Origin of the sequence: Bradyrhizobium sp. ISRA464 (genome assembly GCF_029910095.1) — a bacterium.
GTDB lineage: Bacteria > Pseudomonadota > Alphaproteobacteria > Rhizobiales > Xanthobacteraceae > Bradyrhizobium.
In genome coordinates this window covers 301,650-326,959 of the sequence record NZ_CP094526.1, presented here as the reverse complement: position 1 = coordinate 326,959, position 25,310 = coordinate 301,650, and the positions used below count along the sequence as shown (strand labels likewise).

Sequence of the window (25,310 nt, the reverse complement as noted above, 5' to 3'; positions counted from 1 at the left end):
CAGTTACGCCAGGAGACGAGCGTGCGGCACAGAAGCGGCGCGTTACCTCTTGGCGCGCGCTGCGCGCTGCTTCTCCCACTGCGCGTCGGTCCATTGCAGCAGGTCCTCCGCGCCGGAACTGCGCAAGTGAGAGCCGCCATCCTGCACCACCATCTCGCCGTTGATGTAGCCGGCCTGGTCGGAGATCAGGAAGGTCGCGAGGTTGGCAAGTTCGGAATGCTCGCCGGCGCGGCCAAGCGGATTGCGGTGCGACCAGCTCTCGCCGCGGCCCTCGGGACGCAACTGTCCGGTGGCGCCGGGCGTCGGGAACGCACCGGGCGCAATCGCCACCGTGCGGATGCCCTTCGGACCCCACTCGACCGCGAGGCTCTTGGTCATCGCCAGCACCGCGGTCTTGGCCATCGACGACGGCACAGTGAAGGCGCGGCCGGTGATGGTCGAGGTCGAAAGGATCGAGAGCACCACGCCCTTGTGCTTGCCCTCGATCCAGCGGCGGCCGGCCGCGAGCGTGCAATACAGCGTGCCGTGCAGCGTCGGAGCGAGGATCGCGTCCGCCGCGCGGAATGACAGATGTTCGGTCTGCGCGATGAAGGTTGCGGCAGCATTGTTGACGAGTACGTCGATCGGCGCCTCCTGCCAGATCTGGTCCATCATCGCCTCAACCGCCGCGCCATCGCGAATATCGCATCGCGCGGTGGAGACTTTCGCGCCAAATTCGCTGCGGAATTTTCCTGCGGTCTCCTCCAGCAATTCCTGCCGACGACCACAAATGATCAGTTCGGCGCCAAGCTCGGCAAAGCGACGCCCCATGGCAGCGCCAAGGCCGGAGCCGCCGCCGGTGATCAGGATGCGCTTGTTCGCCAGCAGGCCTTTTTCAAACATAGTTTGATCCTCCGCTTGTATTGTCGCTCCGCCGTAAATCCGGCATGAAGCTCTCAGCCTAGAACGCTGAAACCTTTGTGTGTCCGAAAATCAGGTGTGTCCATGAAAGCCATCCTCTGCTCGCAATACTGTCAACCCGACGATCTCGTGCTGGCTGACGTGCCGGATCCCGTGGCAGGTCCCGGCGAAGCCGTGATCGCGATCAAGGCGGCTGCGCTGAACTTCTTCGACATCTTGATGATCCAGGGCAAGTATCAGATCAAGCCGCCGTTCCCGTTCTCGCCGGCTGCGGAAGTCGCAGGCGTGATCGAGAGCGTCGGCGAAGGCGTCACCGATCTCAAGCCCGGCGACCGCGTCGTGGCGTCCTGCGGCCATAACGGCGCGCGCGACAAGATCGCGCTGCCGGCGAATGCGATCGTGAAGATCCCCGACAATCTCGACTATGACCGCGCCGCCGGCATCATCATCATCTACGGCACCGCGCTGCATGCGCTGGAAGATCGCGCGAGCCCGAAGCCGGGCGAGACGCTCGCGGTGCTCGGCGCCGCCGGCGGCACCGGACTTGCCGCTTGCGAACTCGGCAAACTGATGGGCCTGAAGGTGATCGCCTGCGCCTCGTCGGACGAGAAGCTCGAATTCGCCAAGCAGCACGGCGCCGAGCTGACGCTGAACTACGCCAAGGAAGATTTGAAGGAAGGTCTGCGCAAGCTGACCGGCGGCAAGGGCGCCGACATCGTGTTCGATCCGGTCGGCGGCGCTTACGCCGAAGCTGCGCTGCGCTCGACCGCGTGGGAAGGCCGCTTCCTGGTGATCGGCTTTGCCGCCGGCGAGATCCCGAAGATCCCGCTCAACCTCGCGCTCCTGAAGGGCTGCGACATCAGAGGCGTGTTCTGGGGCGCATGGGCGCGGCAGAATCCGGAGAAGAACCGCAAGAACCTCGAGAAGCTCGTGCAGTGGACCGCGGAAGGCAAGATCTCATCGCATGTCGACCGCACCTTCCCGCTGTCGCAGACCGCGGAAGCCCTGAAGGTGCTCGCCGGCCGCAAGGCGATGGGCAAGGTGATCCTGCATCCGGGAAGCTGAGAAGAGATCGCGTAGCCTCGGATGAAAGCCAACGGGTCGCGCGAACGCGCGCCCCGTTGGCTTCATCCGGGCTACGCGGCGCTTACTCCTCGCTCAGCGTGGCGCGTTTCAGCGCGGCACGCGCGGCCTCGCGATGCTCGGGCGTGATGTGGCTTGCCACCATGCGGATCGCGGTCGCGAGCACCGCCGCATCGTCGGTGAAGCCGAGGATCGGCATCATGTCGGGAATGAAGTCGAACGGCAGGATGAAATAGGCGATGGCGCCAAGCAGCGCCGCCTGCACATGGCGCGGCGTCTGGCGATCGAAGGCGCAGTAATAGGCCGCGAGCAGATCCTCGGCGAAAGGCAGCCGCGCCACCACCTTCTTGAACTTGATCCAGAAGCGGCGGCGCACGCTTTCGCGATCCTGGGCCAGCCGATCGGCGGGCTCGAATCCCACGCTGTGTTCGGTCGATGCCATCGCAAGGCTCCTCGACGCCGCGCAGCAGTCGGGCGACGTTCGGTGCGAATCTGGTGATGTCAGACGGCCGCCGCAAGGCGTGCTGCATCGTCAACGCCCTGACCCCTCATCCTGAGGAGCCGCGAAGCGGCGTCTCGAAGGATGCAGGCCTGGGCCTCATGGTTCGCCTGGCGATGTGCAGCATCCTCCAGAGACGCGCGTTCCGCGCTCCTCACCATGAGGACTGACAAAGTCAGCTCACCCCGAGCTGCCTTGCGATCGCGTTCATGGCCTTGGCGAGCTCGATGTCGCGTTTGGTCACCCCGCCGACCTCGTGGGTCGCCAGCATGACCTCGACCGTCTTGTAGACGTTCTTCCATTCAGGATGATGGTCGTTCTTTTCCGCGACCAGGGCCGCGCGACACATAAAGCCAAAAGCTTCGTTGAAGTCCTTGAACACGAAGGTCTTTGTGATGGCCGCACGGCCAGGCATCTCCGCCCAGCCGGCCAATTCCCAGAGCGCGGCCTTCCTTGCTTCCGCCGACAGCAATTCCACCATGACAGCCCTCCTGTTTGGCCCCAACCTTAACCTAACGGCCGGCCTGCGGGATGGGATCCACGCCGAAATTAAGGCCGAAATTGCGTCCTATCGCCGCTGCTAACCATGACGGAGATGTAACGTCGGCCGTCCCCGGAATTTGCTACAAATCAGGGATGTATGCGCGCCGGCCCTTTTGAGATTGAGCCCCAAGCTTTTGTTTGCGAGATCGATGACCAACGGCACTGGCCCCGCCGACATATTGCCGAAGCCGCCCCGTTCTGCGCGGCAACGGCTGACATTCGTGCTGATCGCGGGTGTGCTCGCCATCATCGGCACGCTGGCTGCAGGCTATTATTTCGCGATGCGGCCGGTGACGCTGCGCATCGCGGTCGGCCCGCCCAACAGCGACGATGTCAAGCTGGTGCAGACACTGGCCCAGGCTTTCAACAACCAGGCGAATAGCCAGGTCAAGCTTCGCCCGATGCAAACCGATGGCGCTCCGGCGAGCGCGCAGGTGCTCGCCGACGGCAAGGCCGATCTCGCCATCATCCGCGGCGATCTCGAAGCGCCGAAGAACGCGCAGGCGGTTGCGACGCTGCGCAAGAATGTCGTGGTGATGTGGGTTCCACCCGCGGCGAAAGGCAAGCGGCGGAAGGGCCCGAAGATCACCAAGATCGCGCAGCTTGCCGGCCACAAGATCGGCGTCGTTGGCCGTACCCAGGCCAACGTCAATCTGCTCAAGATGATCCTGGTGCAATATGGCATCGACCCGATGAAGGTCGATATCGTCCAGTTCCCGGTCAATGAGGCGGTCGAGGCGATCCGCAACCAGAAGGCCGACGCCTATCTCGCCGCAGGTCCCGCCAACAGCAAGATCACGATCGACGCGATCGCGGCATCGGCCCATGACGGCAACGAGCCGACCTTCCTCGCCATCGATGCCTCCGAGGCGATCGCGCAGAACCATCCGGCCTATGAAGCCTCGGAAATCCCCGCCGGCTCGCTCGGCTCAGCCGACCGGCCGGAGGACGAGGTCAAGACCATCAGCTTCTCGCATCACATCGTCGCCCGCAAAGGCCTATCGGAATCGACGGTGGCAGCGTTTACGCGGCAATTGTTCTCGATTCGGCAGTCGCTGAAGAGCGATTTCCCGCTCGCCGCCAAGATCGAGACCCCCGACACCGACAAGGACGCCGTCATCCCGGTGCATCCGGGCGCCGCCGCCTTCGTCGATGGCGAGGAAAAGACCTTCCTCGACCGCTACAGCGATTACATCTGGTGGAGCCTGATGGCGCTCTCGGCGATGGGCTCGGCCGGCGCGTGGTTCGCCGGCTATCTCAAGCAGGACGAACGCAACACCAACACCTCGCAGCGCGATCGCCTGCTGGACATGCTGAAGGCTGCGCGGCGCAGCGATTCGACCGATGAGCTCGACCAGATGCAGGCGGAGGCCGACGACATCCTGCGCGACACGCTGGTGTGCTTCGAGCGTGGCGCGATCGAACAGGGCACGCTGACCGCGTTCAACATCGCGCTCGAGCAGTTCCACAACGCGGTCGCCGACCGCAAGGCGCTGTTGATGAGCATGCCGCAGAACCTGCAGCGCGCCGCCACCCAGTTCCGCGCGGCGGGCTCGGCATAAGGGACGACTCCCTCTCCGCGAACTCATTCCGCCTCTCCCGCTTGCGGGGTCGAGACGAGCGAAGCTCGCTCTTAGGCCGACGCGCGTAGCGCGGCGGGTGGGGGCTCTCTCCGCGGCATCATTCGCGGAGAGAGCCCCCACCCCACCCTCCCCCGCAAGCGGGAGAGGGAGCCTGACAGACGTGCTCACCTCACGAGGCACGTCGCAGTTCTCCCGCGCGCAGCCACTCCCTGTAATCTCTCCGTCATGGAATTTTTCTAGGTCTTTGCCAGCTTGCGGCGCAGTGTCGCGTCCTGTTCCTGGAGGCCCCCATGACGATCCGGTTTTCGCGCAAGATCACTCGCCGACGTTTCCTGTCCACCGCGGCAGCGACCGGGGCCGGCGTCATTGCGATGCCTTATCTCTCCCGCGGCGCCGACCGGCCGGCGATCACCCATGGTGTGCAGTCCGGCGACGTCGGCGTCGACGGCGGCGTGGTCTGGGCCCGGGCCGATCGCCCGTCGCAGATGATGGTCGAGGTCGCGACCACGGAATCGTTCAAGGATGCGCGCACGCTGCCGCCGATCGCAGCGCTGCCGGAGAGCGACTTCACCGCCAAGATGCTGCTGGAGAACCTGCCCTCCGGCCAGGACATCTTCTATCGCGTTCGCTTCCGCGATCTCTCCCACATCGACATCGCAGGCGAGCCGGTGATCGGCCGCTTCCGCACCGCGCCAAGCGATCGCCGCGACGTCTCCTTCGTGTGGGGCGGCGACGTGGCCGGCCAGGGCTGGGGCATCAATCCCGATGACGGCGGTATGGTCACCTTCTCCGCCATGAAGAAGCACAAGCCGGATTTCTTCCTGCATTCCGGCGACACCATCTATGCCGACGGCATCGTCACGGCCGAGCAGAAGCAGCCCGACGGCAAGATCTGGAAGAACATCACAATTCCGGAAAAGGCCAAGGTCGCCGAGACGCTCAACGAATTCCGCGCCGCCCACAAATATAATTTCCTCGACGAGAATCTGCGCGCCTTCAATGCCGAAGTGCCGATCTTCGTGCAGTGGGACGATCACGAAGTGATGAACAACTGGTCGCTGTCGAAGCAACTGCCCGACGCCTACAAGGAGCGCGACATCATGCTGCTTGCCGCGCGTTCGGCCCGTGCCTTCCACGAGATGTATCCGATGCGCGAGAGCATCGTCGAGCCGGGCCGGGTCTACCGCACGTTGAGCTACGGCCCGCTGCTCGACGTCTTCATGCTCGACGAGCGCAGCTATCGCGGCCCCAACGGCCCGAACCTGCAGGAGACCTATGGTCCCGACGCCTATTTCCTCGGGCCCGACCAGCTCGCCTGGCTGAAGCGCGGCTTGCTCAACTCGCGCGCCACCTGGAAGGTGATCGCCTCCGACATGCCGCTCTCCCTCCTCGTCTATGACGACGCGGCCAACAAGAAGGGTTCGGAAGCCTTCGCGCAGGGCGACGGTCCGGCACGCGGCCGCGAGCTCGAGATCGCCGACATCCTGCGCTTCATCAAGACCGCTGGAATCGTCAACACGGTGTGGCTGACCGCCGACGTGCACTACGCCGCCGCGCACTACTACAACCCGAACAAGGCGCAGTTCCAGGAGTTCGATCCGTTCTGGGAATTCGTCTCCGGCCCGCTGCATGCCGGCACGTTCGGTCCGAACGAACTCGACAACACGTTCGGCCCCGAAGTGAAGTTCGTGAAGGCGCCGGGCGAAGCGAACCAGAACCTGCCGCCGTCGGCCGGCATGCAGTTCTTCGGTCACGTCAAGATCGACGGCAAGAGCGGACAGATGACGGTGAGCCTGCGCGATCGTGCCGACGCCGAATTGTGGTCGATCACGCTCGATCCGAAGTCGGTGTAGTCCGCTCGCATCCACTACGGAACCGCGCCCTTTCCCGGACGCCCTGACCCAAGGCCAGGGCGACGCGATTGACCGGGGGTGGACGTCACCGGCCCGTTCCGGTATCGATATCAGAGCCGTTATGCTGGGGGCCCGGAGGGGCGGAGCATGAGGCGCTGCGAGTCCATTCGTGTGCTCGGTGGCATCGTCGCGGGATCTCGGCCTTGCCGCCTGATTGTCGTCGCCATAGCAGTGTTCGTGCTGCTGCCGATCGAAGCCAGCGATGCCGGCTGGCTGCCGCGTATCTTCAAGAGCTCGTCAAAGCACGCCGGCTCGCCAAAGCGCGTGAAGTCGGCAAGGCCGGCCAAGTCGGCAAGGCACAGCGTCTCACCAAAGCCCCACGCTACACGGCTTGCCGCACTCGGGCCGGCCGTCCTGCCTCGTTCCGCTCTCAAACCGGCCTCGGCAAAATGCGATCCCTCGACATTCCGGGTGGTTCTCGATGTGGGGCATACGGCTGAATCGGAGGGCGCGATCAGCGCTCGCAATGTCGCCGAGTACATCTTCAACCTGCGCCTTGCCCGGCTGATCGACGAGAAATTGAAGGCCGAAGGCTTTGCCGAAACCAGACTCCTTGTGACTGAGGGCAAGGCCAGACCCAGCCTCTTCAAACGAGTGGCCGCAGCCAATGATCTGCGCACAGATCTCCTCCTGTCGATCCACCATGACTCCGTGCCCAACAAATTGCTCGAGGACTGGGATTTCGAGGGCAAGAAAAGCCATTACAGCGATCGGTTCAGCGGGTACTCCATCTTCGTCTCCCGCGACAATCCGGACTTCAAGACGAGCCTCTCGTTCGCCGAACTGATCGGCAAGGAATTAAAGGCCGAGGGGCTTCATTATGCCGAACAATATACGCAACCCATCATGGGTCGCTATCAGCACCCGCTGCTGAACAAGGAGACCGGCGTCTACAGCTATGATGAGCTCATCGTGCTGCGAAAGACCCGGATGCCCGCCGTGTTGCTGGAGGCGGGCTCGATCATCAACCGGGACGAGGAGCTCGAGATGGACTCGCCCGAACGGCAGAACATGATCAGCAGCAGCGTCGCGGCCGCCGTCAAGGAATTCTGCGAGCCGCGATGGGCCATCCTCGGCCCGCTCTGATCGCCCTGTGACGCACCGCCCGAGCACCTCAGCGAAACGCGATCCGATTGGCACCTGCCGATGTCAGCCCTGCTTGCCCGCCTTGATCTCCTTGAATTTGGCAAGCGCTTGCTCAAACTTGGCGTTGAAAAGCCACATGGCATCGAGGATTTCGCGGAAGGTCGCGGATGTCCTTGCCCTGTCGGCCCGACCGAAGGCGAAGATGCTGTTGTTCCGCAGGTATCGCATGATCCTGGCATCGGAAATTCTGTAGCCGACGAGGTTGCCCGAGCTGAGTGCGGCCCTGGTCGGCGTGGGAATGATCTGGATAAGCTCAAAGAGCTTCATTTGATCGATCGTGTCAGGCAAGGCTTTCAGGATCGCCGGGACCTCCGGGAAAATATCCGCGTGTGCGTTCATGAGGGCGTCTCGCACGGCGGTCCAGTGATTGAACCGATGATCCAGATTGCCGACCCGCGCTTCTTCCTTGTCGTCGCGGCGGCTCAGTGCAGGGTCGAGGGCTGCGATTGATCCCTTTATGGCTGCCCACTTCCTTCGACCGCTTCGATCTTCGGACGGACCGGTCTGCAGACTCCCCTTGTATGTGTTCGAGCGCGCATTTCCTGCATTTTGCTTGCCACCCGTCTCGGCAAAGAAAAGGCCGAGGCTGATACGGCCCGCCGCGGCGGCATTCGCGGTATCCAGGCCCTTGGCGCGCGCAATCGCAGTCGCCAGATCGACAACGTCCTTGAGTGGTGTATCCGATCTTTGCGCGCTGGCGGGCGGGGCCTCCATGATGTCAAAGAGCTTCCTGTACTCATCGAACAGCGGCTCATTGTCGGCGTCAAAATATGCCGGGGGGATTCCGAATCTGTTGGGCCTTCCGATTCTGGACGGAAGCGCGTCGGTGAGATCCTTGTATGCGCTCATCATTTCGATGCGGGCAACGTAGAGGGCCTGGCCCGGCAAGTTGGGGAGCGGTTGATTGGCATCGATCTGTGCGCGGCGCTGGCGCAGGATCGACTCGAAGTCCTTCAGGGCCTTGTCGTAGGTCTCGAGTGCGGCCGATTGGTTGCTCGTGAGTGCGACCGGCTCACCTATGGCTGGGGGCACGAAATCACTGATGGCGGCCGAGGCCAGCGACAGAGCCACATCGACGATCGCATGCATTGCGACCGGCGGCGTGAGGAGCAGCCCGAGAGATAGCGCTGCTGCGGGCGCAGCGGCAGATGTCCTGATCGCCATCGCGGCTTCCCGATGCCCTCGGCCTCGCCGAATCCGACAGCTTGGATCGTAGACGACGAACGCGCCGGCTGCGAGCGGAAGCCCTACAATCCGGCCGCAGCTACGCCAGCCGGGCGATCCAGAGCTTCAAGGCCGAAGGCGTGCTGGAAACCCGCGGTGGGGCGGCATTTTCGGAGCGGCGGGGGCGTCCTGCCCCAAGGGGACACCAAAATCGCGCCGGGGAGCTCGCAAAATCCACGGTTCCGTCTTGAAATTCAGTCATCCGAACCGCTAACAAACCGTTGTTTTTTAGCGTTTTCTGACTATATTGCAGCGCAACGCGGTAGGTGCCCGGTCCATTGGCCGGGCTTCCTTTTTGGGGCGATGCGTCCCCGTCAAATTTCTTAGGTATGAGCGTGATCCGGGCCCGGACGGGCCACGTCTGCGAGCGGCCGGCCCGAGTTGTCCGGCGAGATCGCGCTCACGACCCTTTGCACGACCAGAAGAAGAGCCATGAACCTTCGTAACGTCGCCATCATCGCCCACGTCGACCACGGCAAGACCACCCTCGTCGACCGCCTGCTGCAGCAATCCGGCACCTTCCGCGAGAACCAGAAGGTGACCGAGCGTGCCATGGACTCCAACGACCTGGAGCGTGAGCGCGGCATCACCATTCTGGCGAAAGCCGCCTCGGTGCAGTGGAAAGACATCCGCATCAACATCGTCGACACCCCCGGCCACGCCGATTTCGGCGGCGAGGTCGAGCGCATCCTCAACATGGTGGACGGCGCGCTGGTGCTGGTCGACGCGGCCGAAGGCCCGCTGCCGCAGACCAAGTTCGTGGTGTCGAAGGCGCTGAAGATCGGCCTGAAGCCGATCGTCGTCATCAACAAGGTCGACCGCCCCGACGCGCGCCCGACCGAAGTCATCAACGAGGTGTTCGACCTGTTCGCGGCGCTCGATGCCTCCGAGGAGCAGCTCGACTTCCCGATTTTGTATGGATCAGCCAAGCAGGGCTGGATGGCCGACAGCCCGGAAGGGCCGAAGGATCTCGGCATGCAGCCGCTGTTCGACTTGATCGTGCGCCACGTCGAGTCGCCGAAGGTCGAGGAAGGTCCGTTCCGGATGATCGGCACCATCCTCGAAGCCAACCCCTATCTCGGCCGCATCATCACCGGCCGTATCTCGTCCGGCAGCATCAAGCCGAACCAGCAGGTGAAAGTGCTGTCCGCCGACGGCAAGCTGATCGAGCAGGGCCGCCTGACCAAGATCCTCGCCTTCCGCGGCCTCGAGCGCACCCCGCTCGATGAGGCCGAGGCCGGCGACATCGTCGCGATCGCGGGTCTCACCAAGGGCACCGTCGCCGACACCTTCTGCGACCCCAGCGTCGAGACGCCGCTGCCGGCGCAGCCGATCGACCCGCCGACCGTGTCGATGTCGTTCATCGTCAACAACTCGCCGCTCGCCGGCACCGAGGGCGACAAGGTGACCTCGCGCATGATCCGCGACCGCCTGTTGCGCGAGGCCGAGGGCAATATCGCACTGCGCGTCGTCGAGGCCGCCGACAAGGATTCCATGGAGGTCTCCGGCCGCGGCGAATTGCAGCTCGCGATCCTGATCGAGACCATGCGCCGCGAAGGCTTCGAGCTTTCGGTGTCGCGCCCGCGCGTCGTGCTGCAGAAGGACGAGACCACCGGCGGCTGGCAGGAGCCGATCGAGGAGGTCGTGATCGACGTCGACGAGGAGCATTCCGGCGTCGTCGTGCAGAAGATGAGCGAGCGCAAGGCCGAGATGATCGAGATGCGTCCCTCCGGCGGCAACCGCTTGCGGCTGGTGTTCTACGCGCCGACCCGCGGCCTGATCGGCTACCAGGGCGAACTGCTGACCGACACCCGCGGCACCGCGATCATGAACCGCATCTTCCACGGCTATGCCCCCTACAAGGGCGAGATCCAGGGCCGCCGCAACGGCGTGCTGATCTCCAACGATCAGGGCGAGGCGGTGGCCTATGCGATGTTCAAGCTGGAAGATCGCGGCCCGATGATGATCGAGCCGGGCTGGAAGGTCTACAAGGGCATGATCGTCGGCGAGCACACCCGCGACAACGATCTCGAGATCAACGTGCTGAAGGGCAAGCAGCTCACCAACATCCGCACCACCTCGAAGGACGAAGCGGTGCGCCTGACGCCGCCGATCCGGATGACGCTGGAAAAGGCGCTCGCCTATATCGAGGACGACGAGCTCGTCGAGGTGACGCCGAAGTCGATCCGGCTGCGCAAGAAGCATCTCGACCCGAACGACCGCAAGCGCGCGGAAAAGGCCAAGGAAGCGGTGGCGTAAGCACACCTGTCATGCCCCGGCTTGACCGGGGCATCCAGTACGCCGCGGCCTGTCGGCCCTATCTTTGCTGTCTCTGGAATACTGGATCACCCGCATGCGCGGGTGATGACAGTCATGCGCATGACGGCTTCTGGCCCGACGGCGAACGTGCTAGGCCGGGACCATGAGTTCCCTTCCCTCCACAGTCGATGTTGCCATCATCGGCGCCGGCGCCGCCGGCCTCGGCGCCGCGCATGCGCTGAAGGACTCTGGCCTCTCCACCATCGTGCTGGAAGCCCGCGACCGGGTCGGCGGGCGGGCCTATACGATTCAGGCCGCGCCCGACGTGGTGTTCGATGTCGGCTGCGGCTGGTTGCATTCGGCCGACCAGAACAGCTTCGTCGGTATAGCCGAGCGGCTCAAATTCGAGATCAACAAGGACCTGCCGCCCTGGCGCGACCGCGCCTATGGCAACGCGTTTCCGCAGGCCGATCGCGACGCATTCACGCTTGCGCTCGACGAATTCTACGATCGCATCGAAGCGGCCGCGCAGGACGGCAAGGACGCGCCTGCCAACATCTATCTCGAGCCCGGCAACCGCTGGAACCCGATGATCGATGCGATCTCGACCTATGTGAACGGCTGCGAGCTCGACCGGGTCTCGATCCTCGATGTCGATGCCTACGAAGACACCAACATCAATTGGCGGATACGGCGCGGCTATGGCGCGCTGATCGCGGCCTATGGCGCGCAGGTTCGGGTGGCGCTGAATTGTGCGGTCAGGCTGATCGATCATGCGGGCAAGCGCGTGCGCATCGAGACCTCGCGCGGCACGATCGAGGCCGACAGAGTGATCGTCACCGTGCCGACCAATTTGATCGCCGACGAAGCGATCCGCTTCTCGCCCGCGCTGCCGGACAAGGTGGATGCCGCGCGCGGCCTGCCGCTCGGTCTCGCCGACAAGGTGACGGTGGCGCTCGATGACGCAGAGGCGCTGCCGAAGGAAGGCAATCTGCGCGGCGCCACCATGCGCACCGAGATGGGGACTTATCACATCCGCCCGTTCGGCCAGCCCTGCATCGAAGGCTTCTTCGGCGGCCGCTTCGCGCAGCAACTCGAAGACGCTGGCGATGGCGCCTTCGCCGCGCACAGCATCGACGAGATCGTCTCCTTCATCGGCAATGACTTCCGCCGCAAGCTGAAGCCGCTCAGCGAATCCCGCTGGTCGCACGACCCGTTCGCCCGCGGTTCCTATTCCCACGCCCTGCCTGGCCACGCCGACAAGCGCGCCGTGCTCGCCGCACCGCTCGACGGCCGGCTGTTCTTCGCCGGCGAGGCGACCTCGCCGCACTTCTTCTCGACCGCGCATGGGGCAAGGGACAGCGGAGAGAGGGCGGCGAGGGAAGTGTTGGCGGCACCACGCAAATCATAGTTGCTGCGCTCGTCACTCCGGGATGGTCCAAAGGATCAGACCCGGAATCTCGAGGTTCCGGGTTCGATGCTTCGCATCGCCCCGGAACGACGAAATCTACTCCAGCACCCGCGCCCGCATGTCCGCATCCGGCACGAAGCACGTCTCGTACTTCCCGAAGATACGGTAGCGGTTACGCGCGATCAGGCTGTAGACCGCATCGCGCAGCGGCTTTGGCACGGCGAACAGCACGCGTGTCCACTCCCATCCCGGCACATGACTCAGCACGGTCAGCGCGGCATCGGATTTCATATACGCAACGCCACCGCGCACCAGGGCGTTGGTGTCGGGATCATCGGGGTCGATGCCAAAAGCCTTGGCGAGCCGGGTGCCGTAGTCGGACTGGATCGGCGTGAAGCGAAAGCGGCGTGCCGTGTCGCGGGCGATGACGAAGCGGATCCAGCGCGAGCAAAAGACGCAGACGCCGTCGTAGAGGATCACGTCGTCGTCGGGCCAGGCGGTCATCGGCTATCCAGAATGAGCAAAGCGACCAGCATCAGCACGATCGCGGGGCCGGTCTTCACCAGCGCGCCGAGCGGCTCGATCCAGAGATCCGGCGTCAGGATCGCCGACCCCACCATATAGCCGAGCGAGGCGACGATGCCCGCGATCAGGCCGAAGGCCGCGGTGCGCCGGAAGGCGATCAAGACGCCGATGCTCATATCCATCAGGCTGGTCAGCACCGTGATCGGCCCGACCAGGACGGGCGGGAAATGGTGCGCGTTCAGAATTCCGGCGGCAGCGTCATAGGAGATGAACAGTGCGATGAATCCGGAGACGACCCAGAACGGCACGAGGCTTGCGAAGATCAACGCCTTGATCAGGAACAGCCGCGCGAACCATTTGTCCTGGATGGTCGCAGGATGTCCGCCGAGGCCTTGCGCGATCGTCTTCGGCACGATGCCTGTCGCCGTCGCCCATGCGGCGGGATCGCCGCTGACGCCGCGGCGCAGCTCGGCGATCGCCGTCGACCGCAGCGGCGGCATCCAGCCGAGCCGGCTTGCGAGATCGCCGAGACGGGCGCCGAGATCAATCAGGACGGATGGTGACGCGATCCGCGTCTGCTTCGCCGTGCCGAATGACCAGCGGAATTGCGCGACCACGCCGCCGAGCGAGATCGGCTGCGGCTGCATCAGGTCCCATGTCACCGCGCGCACGCGCTCATCCGCGAGATCGCGCGCGGCGAGCCAGGCGATGGTCGCGGCGATGTCCTCGACCGCGACCGGCTGAAACGGCGTCGCCGCCTTATCGGCCGGCAGGTCGACCGGGAGCGCCGCCAGCGCGCGCAGCATGGCGCTGCCGCCATAGGCCGCAGGTGCGATCACGAAGCCGGGCCGCAGGATGGCGTAGGCAATTCCCGATGCCGCGATCAGCTGTTCGGCCTCGCGCTTGGTGGTGCTGAAGGCTGTGCGATCCTCATCGGTTGCGCCGGGGATCGAGATCTGGACGAGACGGATGGCGCGCCCGCTGTCGCGGATCGCCGCGAGCAACCGCGCGACGAAATCGCGATGCACGGCACTTGTATCGCTGCGCGGGCCGTCCTGCAGCACGCCGAGGCAGTTGACGACGACATCGGCGTCATGCCTGCGCAACAGCTGCGCCAGCGCCGAAGAATCCATCGACATCACGGGCAGCTCGAGATCGAGCGCGCTCATTTTCTGCGCGGGCGAGAAATGCCGCGCGACGCCGACCGCATGGAAACCGCGCGCTCTCAGATCATCCGTGACGTAGCGGCCGATCAGGCCGGACGCGCCAAGCACGAGGATGTTGCGTGATGCCTGGTCGCTCATGGAAAACCCATTTGAGCATGATCCTGTCCGGAAAACCGCTGCACACATTTCCGGATCATGCTTAGAACGGCTTCGCGATCATCAGCCACAGGATAGTCATCACCGAGCCAAAGCCGGGAATACCGAACAGGAACCAGCGGCGGAAGAGCGCAAAATAGCGCGGCGGCAGCGCGTGACCTTTCTCGACCGCCGCTTGCGCGAGATCGCGCATCTCCATCTGCATGAAGATTACCGGCACCCAGAACATCCCCGCCACGGCGTAGAGCGCAAGCGACGTCAGCAGCCAGTGCTCGGTCGGGCTCGTTGCCGACAGCATCATCAACAGTCCGCCGCTGACCGGCTGCAGCAGCACCGCCGTCAGCGTGAAGATCATGTCCGCGACCACGACGGTCGCGGCCGTGCGCGCGATGAAGGCGGCATCGCCTGAACGATGCGCCATCAGCATGAAGAAGGCGATGCCGGTCCCGGTGCCGAGGATCACGATGGCGCCGAGCACATGGAGATATTTCACCAGGAAATAGAGCGTCATCGTTTTCCGCTCGCGACGGGACGCGGCACGCGCCCGAATTCGGATGCTTGGGACTTCAAGCACTCGCCCGTTTCTGGTAGCCGGTGGACTTGGCTCCCATAGGCCGGACGCGCGCGGAAATCCACTCCGGCGCCGTCCATGGCAGCGTCGGCTGACTGGTGCGACCGCGCCGCAGCGGCCGGATACCCGCGCAAATACCGCCGTCGAATCAGTCCGGTGGCGTCTTCCCGAACGCCGATGCTGTCACAATACATCGCCGCCGCGCCTTGCCTGTTGATGGATCGGCAAATCCGTCGCTTGAGGCAGCCGCCCTGTCCTCTTTCGAGACAAGTTTTCATGACACTGATGCAAAAAGCCCACAGGTTAACCGATAATTAAGGATAGACCTTGAAGGCGGCCGTCCGACTTGCTTTGATTATGGCCATGAGCACAACGCTGATCGAGGTCCGGGCGGCCAAAGCTGCAGACGCAGCCGCGGTGGCGTCTACGCATGATGAAGCCTGGCGCTCGGCGTACCAGGGCATCATCCCCGGCGCCGAACTCGAAAAGCTGATCAACCGTCGCGGCCCGCAATGGTGGGACAGCGCAATCCGCAAGGGCAGCCGCGTCAGCGTGCTGGTGTTCGGCGACAAGATCGCCGGCTACGCCAATTACGGCCGTAACCGCGCCCGCAGCCTGCACTTTGAAGGCGAGATCTACGAGCTCTATTTGCGGCCGGAATTCCAGGGTCTCGGCTTCGGCCGGCGCCTGTTCACCGCCGCGCGCCGCGACCTGATCCAGAGCGGCCTGAAGAGCATGGTGATCTGGGCGCTGTCCGACAACGAGCCGGCGACCGAGTTTTATCGTGCGCTGGGCGGCCGCATGGTGGCGCGCTCATCGGAGCGATTCGGGCCCAAATCGCTCGACAAGGTCGCTTTCGCCTGGACCAACTGAAAATCCTGCTTCTCTCGCAGCTGCAGCAAGGCTAAACCAGCCGGGGCGCTTCGCGCGAAAGCCTGCCCCGCGACAAGCCGGGGTCATGCTGCTTTCGCGCCCTGATTGCGCCAAACAAAAAATCACAACGTTCTCAACTTCCAAAAGGCCACGCGGAGCAATCCATGCGTATCGACGCCATATCGACCGGTAAGAACCCGCCCCACGACGTCAACGTCATCATCGAGGTGCCCGTGGGCGGCGAGCCGATCAAATACGAGATGGACAAGGAGGCCGGCACGCTGGTGGTGGACCGCTTCCTCTATACGCCGATGCGCTATCCCGGCAATTACGGCTTTATCCCGCACACGCTGTCCAACGACGGCGACCCCTGCGACGTGCTGATCATCAACACCCGCGCGATCGTCCCCGGCGCGGTGATGAGCGTGCGCCCGGTCGGCGTGCTCTTGATGGAGGACGAGGCCGGCGGCGACGAGAAGATCATCGCTGTGCCGTCATCGAAGCTGACCCAGCGCTACGACAAGGTGAAGAGCTACAGCGACCTTCCCGACATCACGCTGCAGCAGATCCAGCACTTCTTCGAGCATTACAAGGATCTCGAGAAAGGCAAATGGGTGAAGGTGCTGCGCTGGGGCGACGCCGAGGAAGCCTGCAAGCTGATCATGGAAGGGATTGAGCGGGCGAAGAAGAAGTAGCGAACCTCGCCCCGCTTGCGGGGAGAGGTCGGATCGCATCGTGAGATGCGATCCGGGCGAGGGGGTACAGGTCCCTCAACCGTCAACCGCTCGCGGAGAGAGCCCTCACCCCAACCCTCTCCCCGCAAGAGCGGGGCGAGGGAGCCCACTCACACCGCCGGCGCGGGCAGGCCGTGAATCGCGCAAGCTGCACGCAGCGTGTTCACCAATAGGCACGCCACCGTCATCTGCCCGACGCCGCCCGGCACCGGCGTGATCGCGCCGGCAACATTGAGCGCCTCCTGGAACGCGACGTCGCCGACCAGCTTCGGCTTACCACCCGGCACCGGAAGCCGGTTGATGCCGACATCGATCACGGTCGCGCCCGGCTTCAGCCAGTTCCCCCGCACCATTTCGGGCCGGCCGACCGCGGCATAGACGAGATCAGCCCGGGCAACGAGCCCGGGCAGATCGCGCGAGCGCGAATGCGCGATCGTCACCGTCGCGTTCTGGTTCAGCAGCAACTGCACCAGCGGACGGCCGACCAGATTGGAGCGGCCGATCACGATCGCATTCATGCCCTCGATCGACGGATGCACGCTCTTGGTCAGGATGATGCAACCGAGCGGCGTGCAGGGCGACAGCGCCGTGAGGCCGCCGGCGAGCCGTCCGGCATTGCTCGGATGCAGGCCGTCGACGTCCTTGGCGGGATCGATCGCATTGATGATGGTTTCGGTATGCAGCGATTTGGGCAGCGGCAGCTGGACCAGGATGCCATGCACCAGCGGATCGCGGTTGAGCCGCTCGATCAGCGCCAGCAGATCGGCCTGCGAGACATCCGCCGGCAGCTTGTGCTCGAACGAGGCCATGCCGGCGGCCTGGGTCTGGGTGTGCTTGCTGCGGACATAGACCTCGCTCGCGGGATCGTTGCCGACCAGCACGACGGCGAGCCCCGGCGTGAGCTGGTGGTCGCGCCTCACCCGGGCAACCTCGTCAGCGACACGGGCGCGAAGTTCGGCGGCGATGGCCTTTCCGTCGATGATACGGGCAGTCATGTCAGTCCTTTGTCTCTCGCGTTGCGGTCACCTTCCGCAAGGTCCCGCCAAGCTCTTTCGGGTCGCCGTCGACGGCCACCTGCTTGAGCCGCGAGGTGGCGCCGGACAGGATCTTCACCCTGGCCTTGGGCACGCCAAGCACCTTGGCGAGCAGCTCGGTCACCGCACGGTTGGCTTCCCCGCCCTCGGCAATGGCGCGCACCCTGACTTTCACCACGGATCGGCCGTTCGCCAGGGTTTCGATCCCGTCGACGCCGTCGCGTCCGCCGCGCGGCGTCACGCGCACCGAGATGCTGATGCCCTCGGTGGAATAGCGCCAAGGGTCCATCAACGAGGTCCCTCGAAAAGGGTCAGATGACGTTCGGGTAGATGTAATACATGATCACCCGCTCGATAAACATGATGATCAGGATCACGATGATCGGCGAGATATCGAGCCCGCCCAGGTTCGGCATCACGTTCCGAATCGGCCGCAGCACCGGCTCCGTGATCCGGTAGAGGAACTCGGCCACCCCCGAGACGAACTGGTTGCGCGTGTTGACGACATTGAAGGCCACCAGCCAGGACAGGATGGCGGAGGCGATCAGGAGCCAGACATAGAGGTCAAGGACGATGATGACGATGTCGAGGACAGCACGCATGTGGTGGGGGCTCGCGGGTGGGACAGTCAGTTGAAGCACGACGAGACTGGGAATGAACCGTCATCGCGCTTCTTTTTTGAGCATGATCTTTCTGGAAAACCGCTACGCATTTTGCGCTGGCGCGGCCTTCCGGGTCCGGATCATGCTCTAGATATCGGTTCATCCCCCCGCAAACAAGGGAACTTCCCCGGCCGCCGGGCCGAAAACCGCAGTTTAACCGTTCTTGACTTGGCCTTGGGCCGGACTGTAAATGGCGCCCGACTGTCGGCCGGGATACTCAGCACAACCCGGCTGCGATGGGGCCATAGCTCAGCTGGGAGAGCGCATCGTTCGCAATGATGAGGTCGGCGGTTCGATCCCGCCTGGCTCCACCACGCTCCGCCCTTCGGGCTACGCGTGGCGCAGCCGCGCGGAGCCCGAAGGGTGAAGCGTGGTGTCCGGCGTAGCCCGCAGGGCGAAGACGGACCAGTTCACCACCCCCATTCCATTTCTCCAACGCGTGGCGCTGGCCGCCATGGCCCGCAGAGCGACGGCGAGCCGAGGCAAGCCTTCCTGCTCTCGACCCCTCCCCTCACGTCCCCGTAAACCGCGGCGGCCGCTTCTCCACGAAGCTCGCGACGCCTTCCCTGAAATCGTTGCTCTTGAGCGCGATCTGCATCTCGCGGTTGGCGTCGATGGTGGCTTCGGCCAGCGTCTGGAACGGCACGTCGTAGAGCTGGCGCTTGATGGTGGCCATCGCGCTCGGCGAGACGAAATCGGCGAGATCGCGGGCATAGGCGTAGGTTTCCTCGCGCAGCCTGTCCGGCGTGCAGAGCCGGTTGACGAGGCCGATGCGCAGCGCCTCCTCGGCCGACACGCGCCGCGCGGACATCAGCAGATCGAGCGCATTGGCGTGGCCGACGATGTGCGGCAGCATCCAGCTGATGCCGTGCTCGGCGATCAGGCCGCGCCGCGCGAAGGCCGTCGTGAACACTGCATTGTCGGCCGCAAAGCGCAGATCGCAATAGAGCGCGTGGACCAGGCCGATGCCGGCGGTGGCACCGTTGAGCATCGCGATCACAGGCTTTTTAATCGCGGGATAATAGGCGTAACGCGTCTGCCAGTCGGCGCGACGGTTCATGTCGAACGGAATGCTCTCGCCGCGCCTGACCTCGTTGGGATCGATCCCCTTCAGCGCCTCCATGTCGGCACCGGCGCAGAACGCGCGGCCCGCACCGGTGATCACGATGACGCGGACATTGTCGTCATCAGCCGCGGCCTCCATCGCGCGGCGAACGTCGCGCTCCATGATCGCCGTCCACGCATTCATGCGATCGGGGCGGTTGAGCGTGACGGTCGCGATCCTGTCGCTGACGTCGTAGAGGATGTGTTCGTAGCTCACGGCGATCTCCCTGTGGTTTGTTGTTATCGGCGCACGCGCGAATTGCTGCGACACCGGCCACGGCGCGCAACACTAACACATCTGTCGAATGAGAACGCACGCGATGCGCGATACGATATTCCGCGCGGCGGCTATTCCGCGGCTTGCAGCATCATCGTGCGCGGCGTGTCCGCGATCCAGCCGTCGATGAAATGCTTCAGCCACGCTCGCTCGGCGGCGTCGTAGACCGCGCGTTCGGCGAAATGCAGATGGCGCGGCTGCGCGCCCGGCGAATCCATGCGCACGCAACCGCGCGTGGTCCAGCGGTGCATCATCGCGTAGGTCACATCGGGATGGAACTGCAGGCCGAAGGCATTGTCGAACTGGAACGCCTGGATCGGAAAGTCATCGCCCGAGGCAAGCAGCTCCGCGCCGTCGGGCAATTGAAATCCCTCGCCGTGCCAGTGGTAGACGCGCGCCGGCCAGTTTGGACAAAGCGCACGGCCCGCGGCCGTCGGCCTGATTGGATAGTAGCCGACCTCGACGCGCCCTTCCGGATGCGGCGCGACCTTTGCGCCAAGTTGCCGCGCCAGCATCTGGGCGCCCAGGCAGATGCCCAGGAACGGCCGCTGCTCACGCAGCGGCACGCCGATCCAGTCGATCTCGCGCCGCACGTAGTCGTCGAGATCGTTGGCGCTCATCGGGCCGCCGAAGATAACGGCGCCGGCGTGCTCGTCGAGCGTCTCAGGGAGCGCGTCGCCGAAGCGCGGGCGGCGGATGTCCAGCTTGTAGCCCAGCGCGTGCAGGGCGTTGCCGATCCGGCCGGGGCTCCTGGTGCAGCACGATCAGGATCGGCTGCATCGGGGCCGGCTCCGGCGTGGCCGCGGCCGGCCTTCGATTTGCGAAGGGCACCACGACACTGGCTTGGTCCGACCGGAACGACATTGTCTCTGCTTAGGGATTCGGCACGCTAGGCAGGATCATAGCTAAGCAATTCTTAATATCGCGTGAGCTTGCGCACTCACGCGAAGCAAGTCGCGGGCCATGAATAACCGTCGCGACGATGGCTAGCGCTTGCGGAGCTGAAAACCGCCGACAGCCGTCAGGATGAAGGAGCGCGGGAACAGGCGGAGCAGGAATGGCACGAGCTTGATGAAGAGTCCGGGCAACACGGCACGCTTGTTGGCCATCAGCCCTTGATAAGCCTGCCTGGCGACCTCTGCCGGCGCAACGTCAAGGATGGCGGAATCGAATCCGGGCGTAAAGCCGGCGCGCGCCTGGAACTCCGACGGCACCGGACCCGGGCACACCACGGTGACGCGCACGCCCTGCGGCGCCAGCTCGCGGCGCAGCGCCTCGGAAAACGACAGCACATAGGCCTTGGTGGCGTAGTAGACGGCCATGCCGGGTCCCGGCAGGAATCCGGCAATCGAGCCCAGATTGAGGATGCCACCGCGATGACGGATCAGCTGGTCGGCAAAGCGCAACGACAGATCGGTCAGCGCACGGACGTTGACCGCGATCATGTTGAGCTGCTCGGCGCGGTCGCGCTTGATCGCGAGGCCGAACAGACCAAAACCCGCATTGTTGACGAGATATTCGATCTCGACCCCGGCCTCGGTCAGGGCCGCCGCGATCTTGTCGCCGGCATCGTTCTCTTGCAGGTCGCAGGGAATCACGATCGGCGTCGCGCTGCCCTTGCCGCCGAGCTCGTCGGCGAGCGCCTTCAGGCGATCAGCACGCCGCGCCACCAGCGCCACACGGTGACCGTTCGATGCAAACACACGCGCCAGTTCGGTACCTATGCCCGCCGATGCCCCGGTTATCAGCGTCACACGCTCGGTCACGATCCAAACTCTTATTTCAAATTGCAGAGAGCTCTCGAACGGTCGCGACGAGAGCATAGGCATGCGGTGGGAGCAAGCCGCCCGTCAGCTTGTCGACAGGGAGCTCGCGCAAGTTTCAAGTGAAACGCCGGATTTTCAAGCGGATCGCCCATGATCGCGGCAAATCACACCGGACATTAAAGTTTCGTCATCTGTGATGCTGCTGTGATGATGTCCGAGTTGACACAATAGGCGTGTCAGGTTGCCGCGTCTGCCGTGCCCCACGGGCCCTTCGGCAGCGCCGCCTGTTTCTCGGCGACGCGATGCTTGAGATCGATGCGATCGCGCGAGGAAATGCCGAGCAAGTCGGCGGCACGCCAGACCACGTTGTCCTCGAACTCGCTGACCTGGCCGTCGACATAGACCAACTCCCACATCATCTCGACGATGCGCAGCCGTCCCTCCTCGTTCACCGAGCGCATGATCACGCTGGTAAAGTGATAGAGATCGACGGCCTCGCCCTCGACCCGCATGGCCGATGCGATCAGCTTGTCGGCGGTGCCGGGATCGAGCTGGAAACGGCTCTCGATCAGGCTGTGCAGCTTGCGTTTCTCGACCGCCGTCGGCTCGCCGTCCAGCGACACGACGTGAACCAGCAGCGCAGTGGCCGCCAGACGGTAGTCGCTGTCGTCGAAGGTCCGGTCGGCCTGCGCGTCGGGGGACACGATATCGGCAATGAATTGGCGGAGTCCGTCGAGCATCGCTCTCTCTGTCGAATAGGCTTGATGAAAAACTATATGGCGCGGAAACAGAACCGGCGCAATCGGCGCCGGTTCCCGCACAAGCATTACGTTTCGGCAATGTCCCGAGTGTGTCCGTCATTGCGACCGAAGCGAAGCAATCCATTCGTCGTGGTCGCTCCCCGCAATGACGGTGAAAATCAGCTCAAGGTATCTCGTACACCACGAGCTTGTCGGCGATTCCACGCAGCGCGGCCTCCTTCTGGATCGGCCTGATCGCCGCACGATCCAGAATGCCGGCAACCGCCTGCGATTCCATCACCGGCTGGGTCAGATGAATTTCCTGCGACGTCGACAGGCTCTGCACCCGCGCTGCGATGTTCACGGTCTGCCCGAAATAGTCCTGCCGTTCGTTCAGCATCACCGCCAGGCAGGGGCCCTCATGAATGCCGATCTTGACGATCAGGTCCTCCCGGCCGCACTCGGCATTGAGCTTCTTCATCGCGGCGCGCATGCGCAAGCCCGCCGACAGCGCGTCTTCGGGCTTGATGAACGTTGCCATCACGGCATCGCCGATCGTCTTCACCACCGCGCCGTGTTCGGAGGCGATGATCTCGAGCAGCGCATGGAAATGCGCGCGCACCAGATCGAACGCGGCGAGATCGCCGACGCGCTCATAGAGCGCGGTCGAGCCCTTGAGATCGGTGAACAGGAAAGTCAGCGCGGTGATTTTCAGCCGCTGGTCCACGTTGAGATTGTCGGCCTTGAACACGTCGCGGAAGGTCTGGTTCGACAACATACGCTTTGCCGTGAGGATCGGCTTGCGCTTGCCCAGCAACTTGTGCAGCGGATCGCCTGCGATCCAGACCGACGGGAGCACGCGGACGTCAGCCTGATTTTCCAGCGAGAGCCGCAGCGGCCCCGGTCGCATCGTCGACGTCCCGGTCGGTGCGTGCAGCTTGTTGAATGCGATCGAAAACTGCTGACGCTCGGTGGTGGGCTCGCCCTCAATGGCGAAGAAGTGCGCCGAATGCGTCACCGGCTCAAACACAATGACGAATTCGTTGGGCAAATTGAGCGACAGAATTGCCTTCTCACCGGGCGGCAGCTCTAACCCCTCCAGCGTCACCTCGTTGATCAACGTCGAAAGCGAACTCTCGTCGAGCTCGATGCCCGAGCTCCAGAACATTTGCCGGAAGTATTCCCAGATCGGCAGCGTATTGGGATCGTGCGCGGCAATGTGGCGGACCCGCGGACTGACAGTAAAAGCCACTTCGACGAGTTCATCGACCGAGGCCTCGTAGCCCGCCGCGCACAGCGCGCAATTGTAGTCGTCGTGGCGCAGCGACTTCAGCGTCGCGTGGGCGTCGAGCACGCCACCACAGCCTGGACACAGCACGTTCCAGCTCATGTCGAACAGACCGAGCCGCGAGGCATGCAGAAAGCCGGAGATCACCTTCTCCTGATCAAGTCCGGTGCTGCGGGAGAAATCCAGCAGGTTGATGCGATTGAGATCGCGATCATGACCATCCGCGATCAGCTGCTGCATGGCATCGACGACGGCACTATCGGCCGTCTGCCTGAGGACTGCGAATTGGGCCTGCGTATCGCTCATGGTGAGACCTCAAGCATGAGCCGGAAAGATACGAAGCGGCTTTCCGGACGAACGCGCTCAAAGGGAGGCAAGGAGACGATGACGGGTCAACCTGAACTCATCGCGCCTTAGATGAGCATCTTGGAGGTGTCGCGCAAGGGTTTTCAGCGTGCCGTGATCGCAAACATCGGCGAGCGGTTGGGTTGCGTCGTCACCACGCCGATCGGCATCACCGGCTCCTTGTCCGCCAGTGCGACGCGGAACGTACCGATGATCCTGGCGAGCGCGAGCGTCGCCTCGACCAGCGCGAAATGCGCACCGATGCAGACCCGCGCGCCGACCCCGAACGGCAGATAGGCGAAGCGATCGGGCGGCGTGCCGGTCATGAATCGCGCCGGCACGAATGCGTTTGGATCACGCCACAGCTTTTCATGCCGGTGCAACAGCCACGGCGCGATCAGGATTACGTCATGCTTCCTGACCGGCAGGCCCGAGATGGTGTCCGGACCATCAGCCGCGCGTGCGATCAGGAAGGCCGGCGGATAAAGCCGCATGGTCTCGTCCATCACCGCGCGGGTGAATTTCAGCCGCTCGATGTCGAGCGTGCCAGCTGCCGCCACGCTGCTGACTTCTGCTGCCAACTGCTCCTGCGTCGGGGGATCCAGCGCCAGCAGATAGAGCGCCCAGAACAGCGCGGTCGCCGTCGTCTCGTGACCGGCCAGGATCATGGTCGCGACCTGATCGCCGAGCTGCGCATCGGTGAAGGCCTCGCCGGTCTCGGGATCGCGAGCGGCCTCCATCAGGTCGAACAGGTCGCGAGCCGGCGCGTTGTCGTTCTTGCCGGCGGCGCGGCGCTCGGCCATTAGCTGGCCTACGAAAGCAGTCCAGCGCTTGCGGAAGCGGGCGCGCCGGAAATCCTGCGGGCTCGGCCAGCCAAGCGGCAGCAGCAGATCGAGCATGTGCGGCCGGGCCAGCGTTTCGCCGTATTCCATCACGAAGTTACGCAGCGTCGCGCCGTGACGGTCCATACCGAAGGAGAACATGGTGCGTCCGGCGATCTCGAGCGTCATCCTCTGCATCGTCTCGCGCAGATCGACCGGGCCGCTGCTGGCAACTTTCAGCTTGGCGATGGTCTCGTCGGTCACCGCGATCATGGTGGGCGCGAGCGTCATCACGGCGCGCGGCGTGAATGCCGGCGCCAGCGTGCGACGCTGATGTTTCCACGCGCGGCCCTCGGCGATCAGAAGTCCTTCGCCCAGCATCGGGCGCAGCACGCGAATTCCGGCTGGCGTGCGGGTGTAGTTCTCGTAATTGTCGACCAGCACATGCCGGATCGCATCAGGCGTGTTGAGAATAAAACTGCTGCGGCCGAAGAAGCGGCCCCGGATGATGTCGTCCTCATAGGCGCGCCGGCCCCAGGTCTCGATCGGCGAGTTGCGCATCGCCCGCATCCGCCCGAACGCGGTCATGTCGTCGGGCGCGCGCGGCGGGGCCGGCGGCACCAGCGGCCGCCGCGTGACTGTCGTGTCGTAGACCTCGGCTATGCTCATGGTCCTCGCTCCAGTCTA

23 protein-coding genes, 1 tRNA gene and 1 pseudogene are annotated in these 25,310 nt (G+C 64.1%); 9 read left to right on the top strand and 16 right to left on the bottom strand.

The annotated features are described in order from the left end of the window. Window positions 1–42 precede the first annotated feature (42 nt). Complete coding sequence (locus tag MTX19_RS01575; RefSeq protein WP_280982158.1) at window positions 43–882, bottom strand: SDR family oxidoreductase; 840 nt, start codon at window positions 880–882, stop codon at window positions 43–45. 102 nt (window positions 883–984) lie between these two features. Between MTX19_RS01575 and MTX19_RS01570 the strand changes: the two genes are divergently transcribed. Then, entirely contained in the window at window positions 985–1,965 is a 981-nt protein-coding gene (locus MTX19_RS01570) for an NADPH:quinone oxidoreductase family protein (RefSeq protein ID WP_280982157.1), read from the top strand. Window positions 1,966–2,047: 82 nt separating this feature from the next. Here the strand turns inward: MTX19_RS01570 and MTX19_RS01565 are convergent, their stop codons facing one another. Both MTX19_RS01565 and MTX19_RS01560 read right to left on the bottom strand, forming a co-directional pair. Beyond that, complete coding sequence (locus MTX19_RS01565; protein WP_280974882.1) at window positions 2,048–2,425, bottom strand: YkvA family protein; 378 nt, start codon at window positions 2,423–2,425, stop codon at window positions 2,048–2,050. A gap of 232 nt (window positions 2,426–2,657) precedes the next feature. Beyond that, on the bottom strand, window positions 2,658–2,963 hold the full coding sequence (locus MTX19_RS01560) for a 4a-hydroxytetrahydrobiopterin dehydratase (protein ID WP_280974881.1): 306 nt from the start codon (window positions 2,961–2,963) through the stop codon (window positions 2,658–2,660). A 211-nt stretch (window positions 2,964–3,174) separates the two neighbouring features. On the opposite strand from MTX19_RS01560, the gene MTX19_RS01555 reads away from it, so the two are divergent. The 3 genes from MTX19_RS01555 to MTX19_RS01545 all read left to right on the top strand — a co-directional run bounded on the left by MTX19_RS01555 (window position 3,175) and on the right by MTX19_RS01545 (window position 7,607). Then, window positions 3,175–4,587 (top strand): TAXI family TRAP transporter solute-binding subunit, encoded by a 1,413-nt coding sequence (locus MTX19_RS01555; RefSeq protein ID WP_280982156.1) that lies wholly within the window; start codon window positions 3,175–3,177, stop codon window positions 4,585–4,587. Window positions 4,588–4,898: 311 nt separating this feature from the next. Then, window positions 4,899–6,461 (top strand): alkaline phosphatase D family protein, encoded by a 1,563-nt coding sequence (locus MTX19_RS01550; RefSeq protein WP_280982155.1) that lies wholly within the window; start codon window positions 4,899–4,901, stop codon window positions 6,459–6,461. 237 nt (window positions 6,462–6,698) lie between these two features. Further along, window positions 6,699–7,607 (top strand): N-acetylmuramoyl-L-alanine amidase, encoded by a 909-nt coding sequence (locus tag MTX19_RS01545; protein WP_280982154.1) that lies wholly within the window; start codon window positions 6,699–6,701, stop codon window positions 7,605–7,607. A gap of 63 nt (window positions 7,608–7,670) precedes the next feature. Here the strand turns inward: MTX19_RS01545 and MTX19_RS01540 are convergent, their stop codons facing one another. After that, entirely contained in the window at window positions 7,671–8,831 is a 1,161-nt protein-coding gene (locus MTX19_RS01540; protein ID WP_280985804.1) for a hypothetical protein, read from the bottom strand. 492 nt (window positions 8,832–9,323) lie between these two features. Between MTX19_RS01540 and typA the strand changes: the two genes are divergently transcribed. Continuing rightward, window positions 9,324–11,150, top strand: a complete 1,827-nt coding sequence (gene typA / locus MTX19_RS01535) for a translational GTPase TypA (RefSeq protein ID WP_280982153.1) — start codon at window positions 9,324–9,326, stop codon at window positions 11,148–11,150. Between the two features lie 163 nt (window positions 11,151–11,313). After that, entirely contained in the window at window positions 11,314–12,561 is a 1,248-nt protein-coding gene (locus MTX19_RS01530; RefSeq protein ID WP_280982152.1) for an NAD(P)/FAD-dependent oxidoreductase, read from the top strand. Between the two features lie 96 nt (window positions 12,562–12,657). On the opposite strand, the gene MTX19_RS01525 is transcribed toward MTX19_RS01530, so the two are convergent. The 3 genes from MTX19_RS01525 to MTX19_RS01515 all read right to left on the bottom strand — a co-directional run bounded on the left by MTX19_RS01525 (window position 12,658) and on the right by MTX19_RS01515 (window position 14,919). Beyond that, complete coding sequence (locus MTX19_RS01525; RefSeq protein ID WP_280985803.1) at window positions 12,658–13,065, bottom strand: thiol-disulfide oxidoreductase DCC family protein; 408 nt, start codon at window positions 13,063–13,065, stop codon at window positions 12,658–12,660. Next, the gene (locus MTX19_RS01520; RefSeq protein WP_280982151.1) at window positions 13,062–14,390 is read right to left on the bottom strand and encodes an SDR family oxidoreductase; all 1,329 of its coding nucleotides are present in this window, start codon (window positions 14,388–14,390) and stop codon (window positions 13,062–13,064) included. The genes MTX19_RS01525 and MTX19_RS01520 overlap by 4 nt, the downstream gene beginning before the upstream one ends. 61 nt (window positions 14,391–14,451) lie before the next feature. Beyond that, on the bottom strand, window positions 14,452–14,919 hold the full coding sequence (locus MTX19_RS01515) for a DUF2269 domain-containing protein (protein WP_280982150.1): 468 nt from the start codon (window positions 14,917–14,919) through the stop codon (window positions 14,452–14,454). A gap of 423 nt (window positions 14,920–15,342) precedes the next feature. Here MTX19_RS01515 and MTX19_RS01510 point away from each other — a divergent pair, with 423 nt between their 5' ends. Beyond that, complete coding sequence (locus tag MTX19_RS01510; RefSeq protein ID WP_280982149.1) at window positions 15,343–15,852, top strand: GNAT family N-acetyltransferase; 510 nt, start codon at window positions 15,343–15,345, stop codon at window positions 15,850–15,852. A 164-nt stretch (window positions 15,853–16,016) separates the two neighbouring features. Continuing rightward, on the top strand, window positions 16,017–16,547 hold the full coding sequence (gene ppa, locus MTX19_RS01505; RefSeq protein WP_280982148.1) for an inorganic diphosphatase: 531 nt from the start codon (window positions 16,017–16,019) through the stop codon (window positions 16,545–16,547). 149 nt (window positions 16,548–16,696) lie between these two features. Here the strand turns inward: ppa and MTX19_RS01500 are convergent, their stop codons facing one another. The 3 genes from MTX19_RS01500 to MTX19_RS01490 are packed head-to-tail and all read right to left on the bottom strand — an operon-like array spanning window position 16,697 to window position 18,222. Then, window positions 16,697–17,581: a bifunctional methylenetetrahydrofolate dehydrogenase/methenyltetrahydrofolate cyclohydrolase gene (locus MTX19_RS01500; protein WP_280982147.1), complete on the bottom strand. Its 885-nt coding sequence runs from the start codon at window positions 17,579–17,581 to the stop codon at window positions 16,697–16,699. Window position 17,582: 1 nt separating this feature from the next. Next, a complete protein-coding gene (locus MTX19_RS01495) occupies window positions 17,583–17,909 on the bottom strand; it encodes a DUF167 domain-containing protein (RefSeq protein ID WP_280982146.1) in 327 nt (108 codons plus the stop codon). 22 nt (window positions 17,910–17,931) lie between these two features. After that, window positions 17,932–18,222: a YggT family protein gene (locus tag MTX19_RS01490; RefSeq protein ID WP_280974870.1), complete on the bottom strand. Its 291-nt coding sequence runs from the start codon at window positions 18,220–18,222 to the stop codon at window positions 17,932–17,934. A 298-nt stretch (window positions 18,223–18,520) separates the two neighbouring features. Here MTX19_RS01490 and MTX19_RS01485 point away from each other — a divergent pair. Then, window positions 18,521–18,596, top strand: a tRNA-Ala gene (locus MTX19_RS01485). A 197-nt stretch (window positions 18,597–18,793) separates the two neighbouring features. On the opposite strand, the gene MTX19_RS01480 is transcribed toward MTX19_RS01485, so the two are convergent. The 6 genes and pseudogenes from MTX19_RS01480 to MTX19_RS01455 all read right to left on the bottom strand — a co-directional run bounded on the left by MTX19_RS01480 (window position 18,794) and on the right by MTX19_RS01455 (window position 25,292). Beyond that, complete coding sequence (locus MTX19_RS01480) at window positions 18,794–19,603, bottom strand: enoyl-CoA hydratase (RefSeq protein WP_280982145.1); 810 nt, start codon at window positions 19,601–19,603, stop codon at window positions 18,794–18,796. A gap of 131 nt (window positions 19,604–19,734) precedes the next feature. Then, window positions 19,735–20,443: pseudogene (locus tag MTX19_RS01475) on the bottom strand (glutamine amidotransferase). A gap of 206 nt (window positions 20,444–20,649) precedes the next feature. Continuing rightward, window positions 20,650–21,429 (bottom strand): SDR family oxidoreductase, encoded by a 780-nt coding sequence (locus MTX19_RS01470; protein WP_280985802.1) that lies wholly within the window; start codon window positions 21,427–21,429, stop codon window positions 20,650–20,652. A 236-nt stretch (window positions 21,430–21,665) separates the two neighbouring features. Beyond that, window positions 21,666–22,169, bottom strand: a complete 504-nt coding sequence (locus tag MTX19_RS01465; protein ID WP_280974866.1) for a TerB family tellurite resistance protein — start codon at window positions 22,167–22,169, stop codon at window positions 21,666–21,668. A 184-nt stretch (window positions 22,170–22,353) separates the two neighbouring features. Continuing rightward, window positions 22,354–23,763: an adenylate/guanylate cyclase domain-containing protein gene (locus MTX19_RS01460; protein ID WP_280985801.1), complete on the bottom strand. Its 1,410-nt coding sequence runs from the start codon at window positions 23,761–23,763 to the stop codon at window positions 22,354–22,356. Window positions 23,764–23,906: 143 nt separating this feature from the next. Beyond that, window positions 23,907–25,292, bottom strand: coding sequence for a cytochrome P450 (locus tag MTX19_RS01455; RefSeq protein ID WP_280982144.1), 1,386 nt, complete (start codon window positions 25,290–25,292; stop codon window positions 23,907–23,909). Window positions 25,293–25,310 lie beyond the last annotated feature (18 nt).

Coding starts and splice junctions, on each gene's coding strand:
- MTX19_RS01525 (WP_280985803.1), bottom strand. CDS start 13,065: ATGACCGCCTGGCCCGACGACGACGTGATCCTCTACGACGGCGTCTGC.
- MTX19_RS01490 (WP_280974870.1), bottom strand. CDS start 18,222: ATGCGTGCTGTCCTCGACATCGTCATCATCGTCCTTGACCTCTATGTC.
- MTX19_RS01500 (WP_280982147.1), bottom strand. CDS start 17,581: ATGACTGCCCGTATCATCGACGGAAAGGCCATCGCCGCCGAACTTCGC.
- MTX19_RS01530 (WP_280982152.1), top strand. CDS start 11,314: ATGAGTTCCCTTCCCTCCACAGTCGATGTTGCCATCATCGGCGCCGGC.
- typA (WP_280982153.1), top strand. CDS start 9,324: ATGAACCTTCGTAACGTCGCCATCATCGCCCACGTCGACCACGGCAAG.
- MTX19_RS01515 (WP_280982150.1), bottom strand. CDS start 14,919: ATGACGCTCTATTTCCTGGTGAAATATCTCCATGTGCTCGGCGCCATC.
- MTX19_RS01560 (WP_280974881.1), bottom strand. CDS start 2,963: ATGGTGGAATTGCTGTCGGCGGAAGCAAGGAAGGCCGCGCTCTGGGAA.
- MTX19_RS01510 (WP_280982149.1), top strand. CDS start 15,343: ATGAGCACAACGCTGATCGAGGTCCGGGCGGCCAAAGCTGCAGACGCA.
- MTX19_RS01565 (WP_280974882.1), bottom strand. CDS start 2,425: ATGGCATCGACCGAACACAGCGTGGGATTCGAGCCCGCCGATCGGCTG.
- MTX19_RS01570 (WP_280982157.1), top strand. CDS start 985: ATGAAAGCCATCCTCTGCTCGCAATACTGTCAACCCGACGATCTCGTG.
- MTX19_RS01455 (WP_280982144.1), bottom strand. CDS start 25,292: ATGAGCATAGCCGAGGTCTACGACACGACAGTCACGCGGCGGCCGCTG.
- MTX19_RS01520 (WP_280982151.1), bottom strand. CDS start 14,390: ATGAGCGACCAGGCATCACGCAACATCCTCGTGCTTGGCGCGTCCGGC.
- MTX19_RS01550 (WP_280982155.1), top strand. CDS start 4,899: ATGACGATCCGGTTTTCGCGCAAGATCACTCGCCGACGTTTCCTGTCC.
- MTX19_RS01460 (WP_280985801.1), bottom strand. CDS start 23,763: ATGAGCGATACGCAGGCCCAATTCGCAGTCCTCAGGCAGACGGCCGAT.
- MTX19_RS01575 (WP_280982158.1), bottom strand. CDS start 882: ATGTTTGAAAAAGGCCTGCTGGCGAACAAGCGCATCCTGATCACCGGC.
- MTX19_RS01540 (WP_280985804.1), bottom strand. CDS start 8,831: ATGGCGATCAGGACATCTGCCGCTGCGCCCGCAGCAGCGCTATCTCTC.
- MTX19_RS01555 (WP_280982156.1), top strand. CDS start 3,175: ATGACCAACGGCACTGGCCCCGCCGACATATTGCCGAAGCCGCCCCGT.
- MTX19_RS01495 (WP_280982146.1), bottom strand. CDS start 17,909: ATGGACCCTTGGCGCTATTCCACCGAGGGCATCAGCATCTCGGTGCGC.
- ppa (WP_280982148.1), top strand. CDS start 16,017: ATGCGTATCGACGCCATATCGACCGGTAAGAACCCGCCCCACGACGTC.
- MTX19_RS01465 (WP_280974866.1), bottom strand. CDS start 22,169: ATGCTCGACGGACTCCGCCAATTCATTGCCGATATCGTGTCCCCCGAC.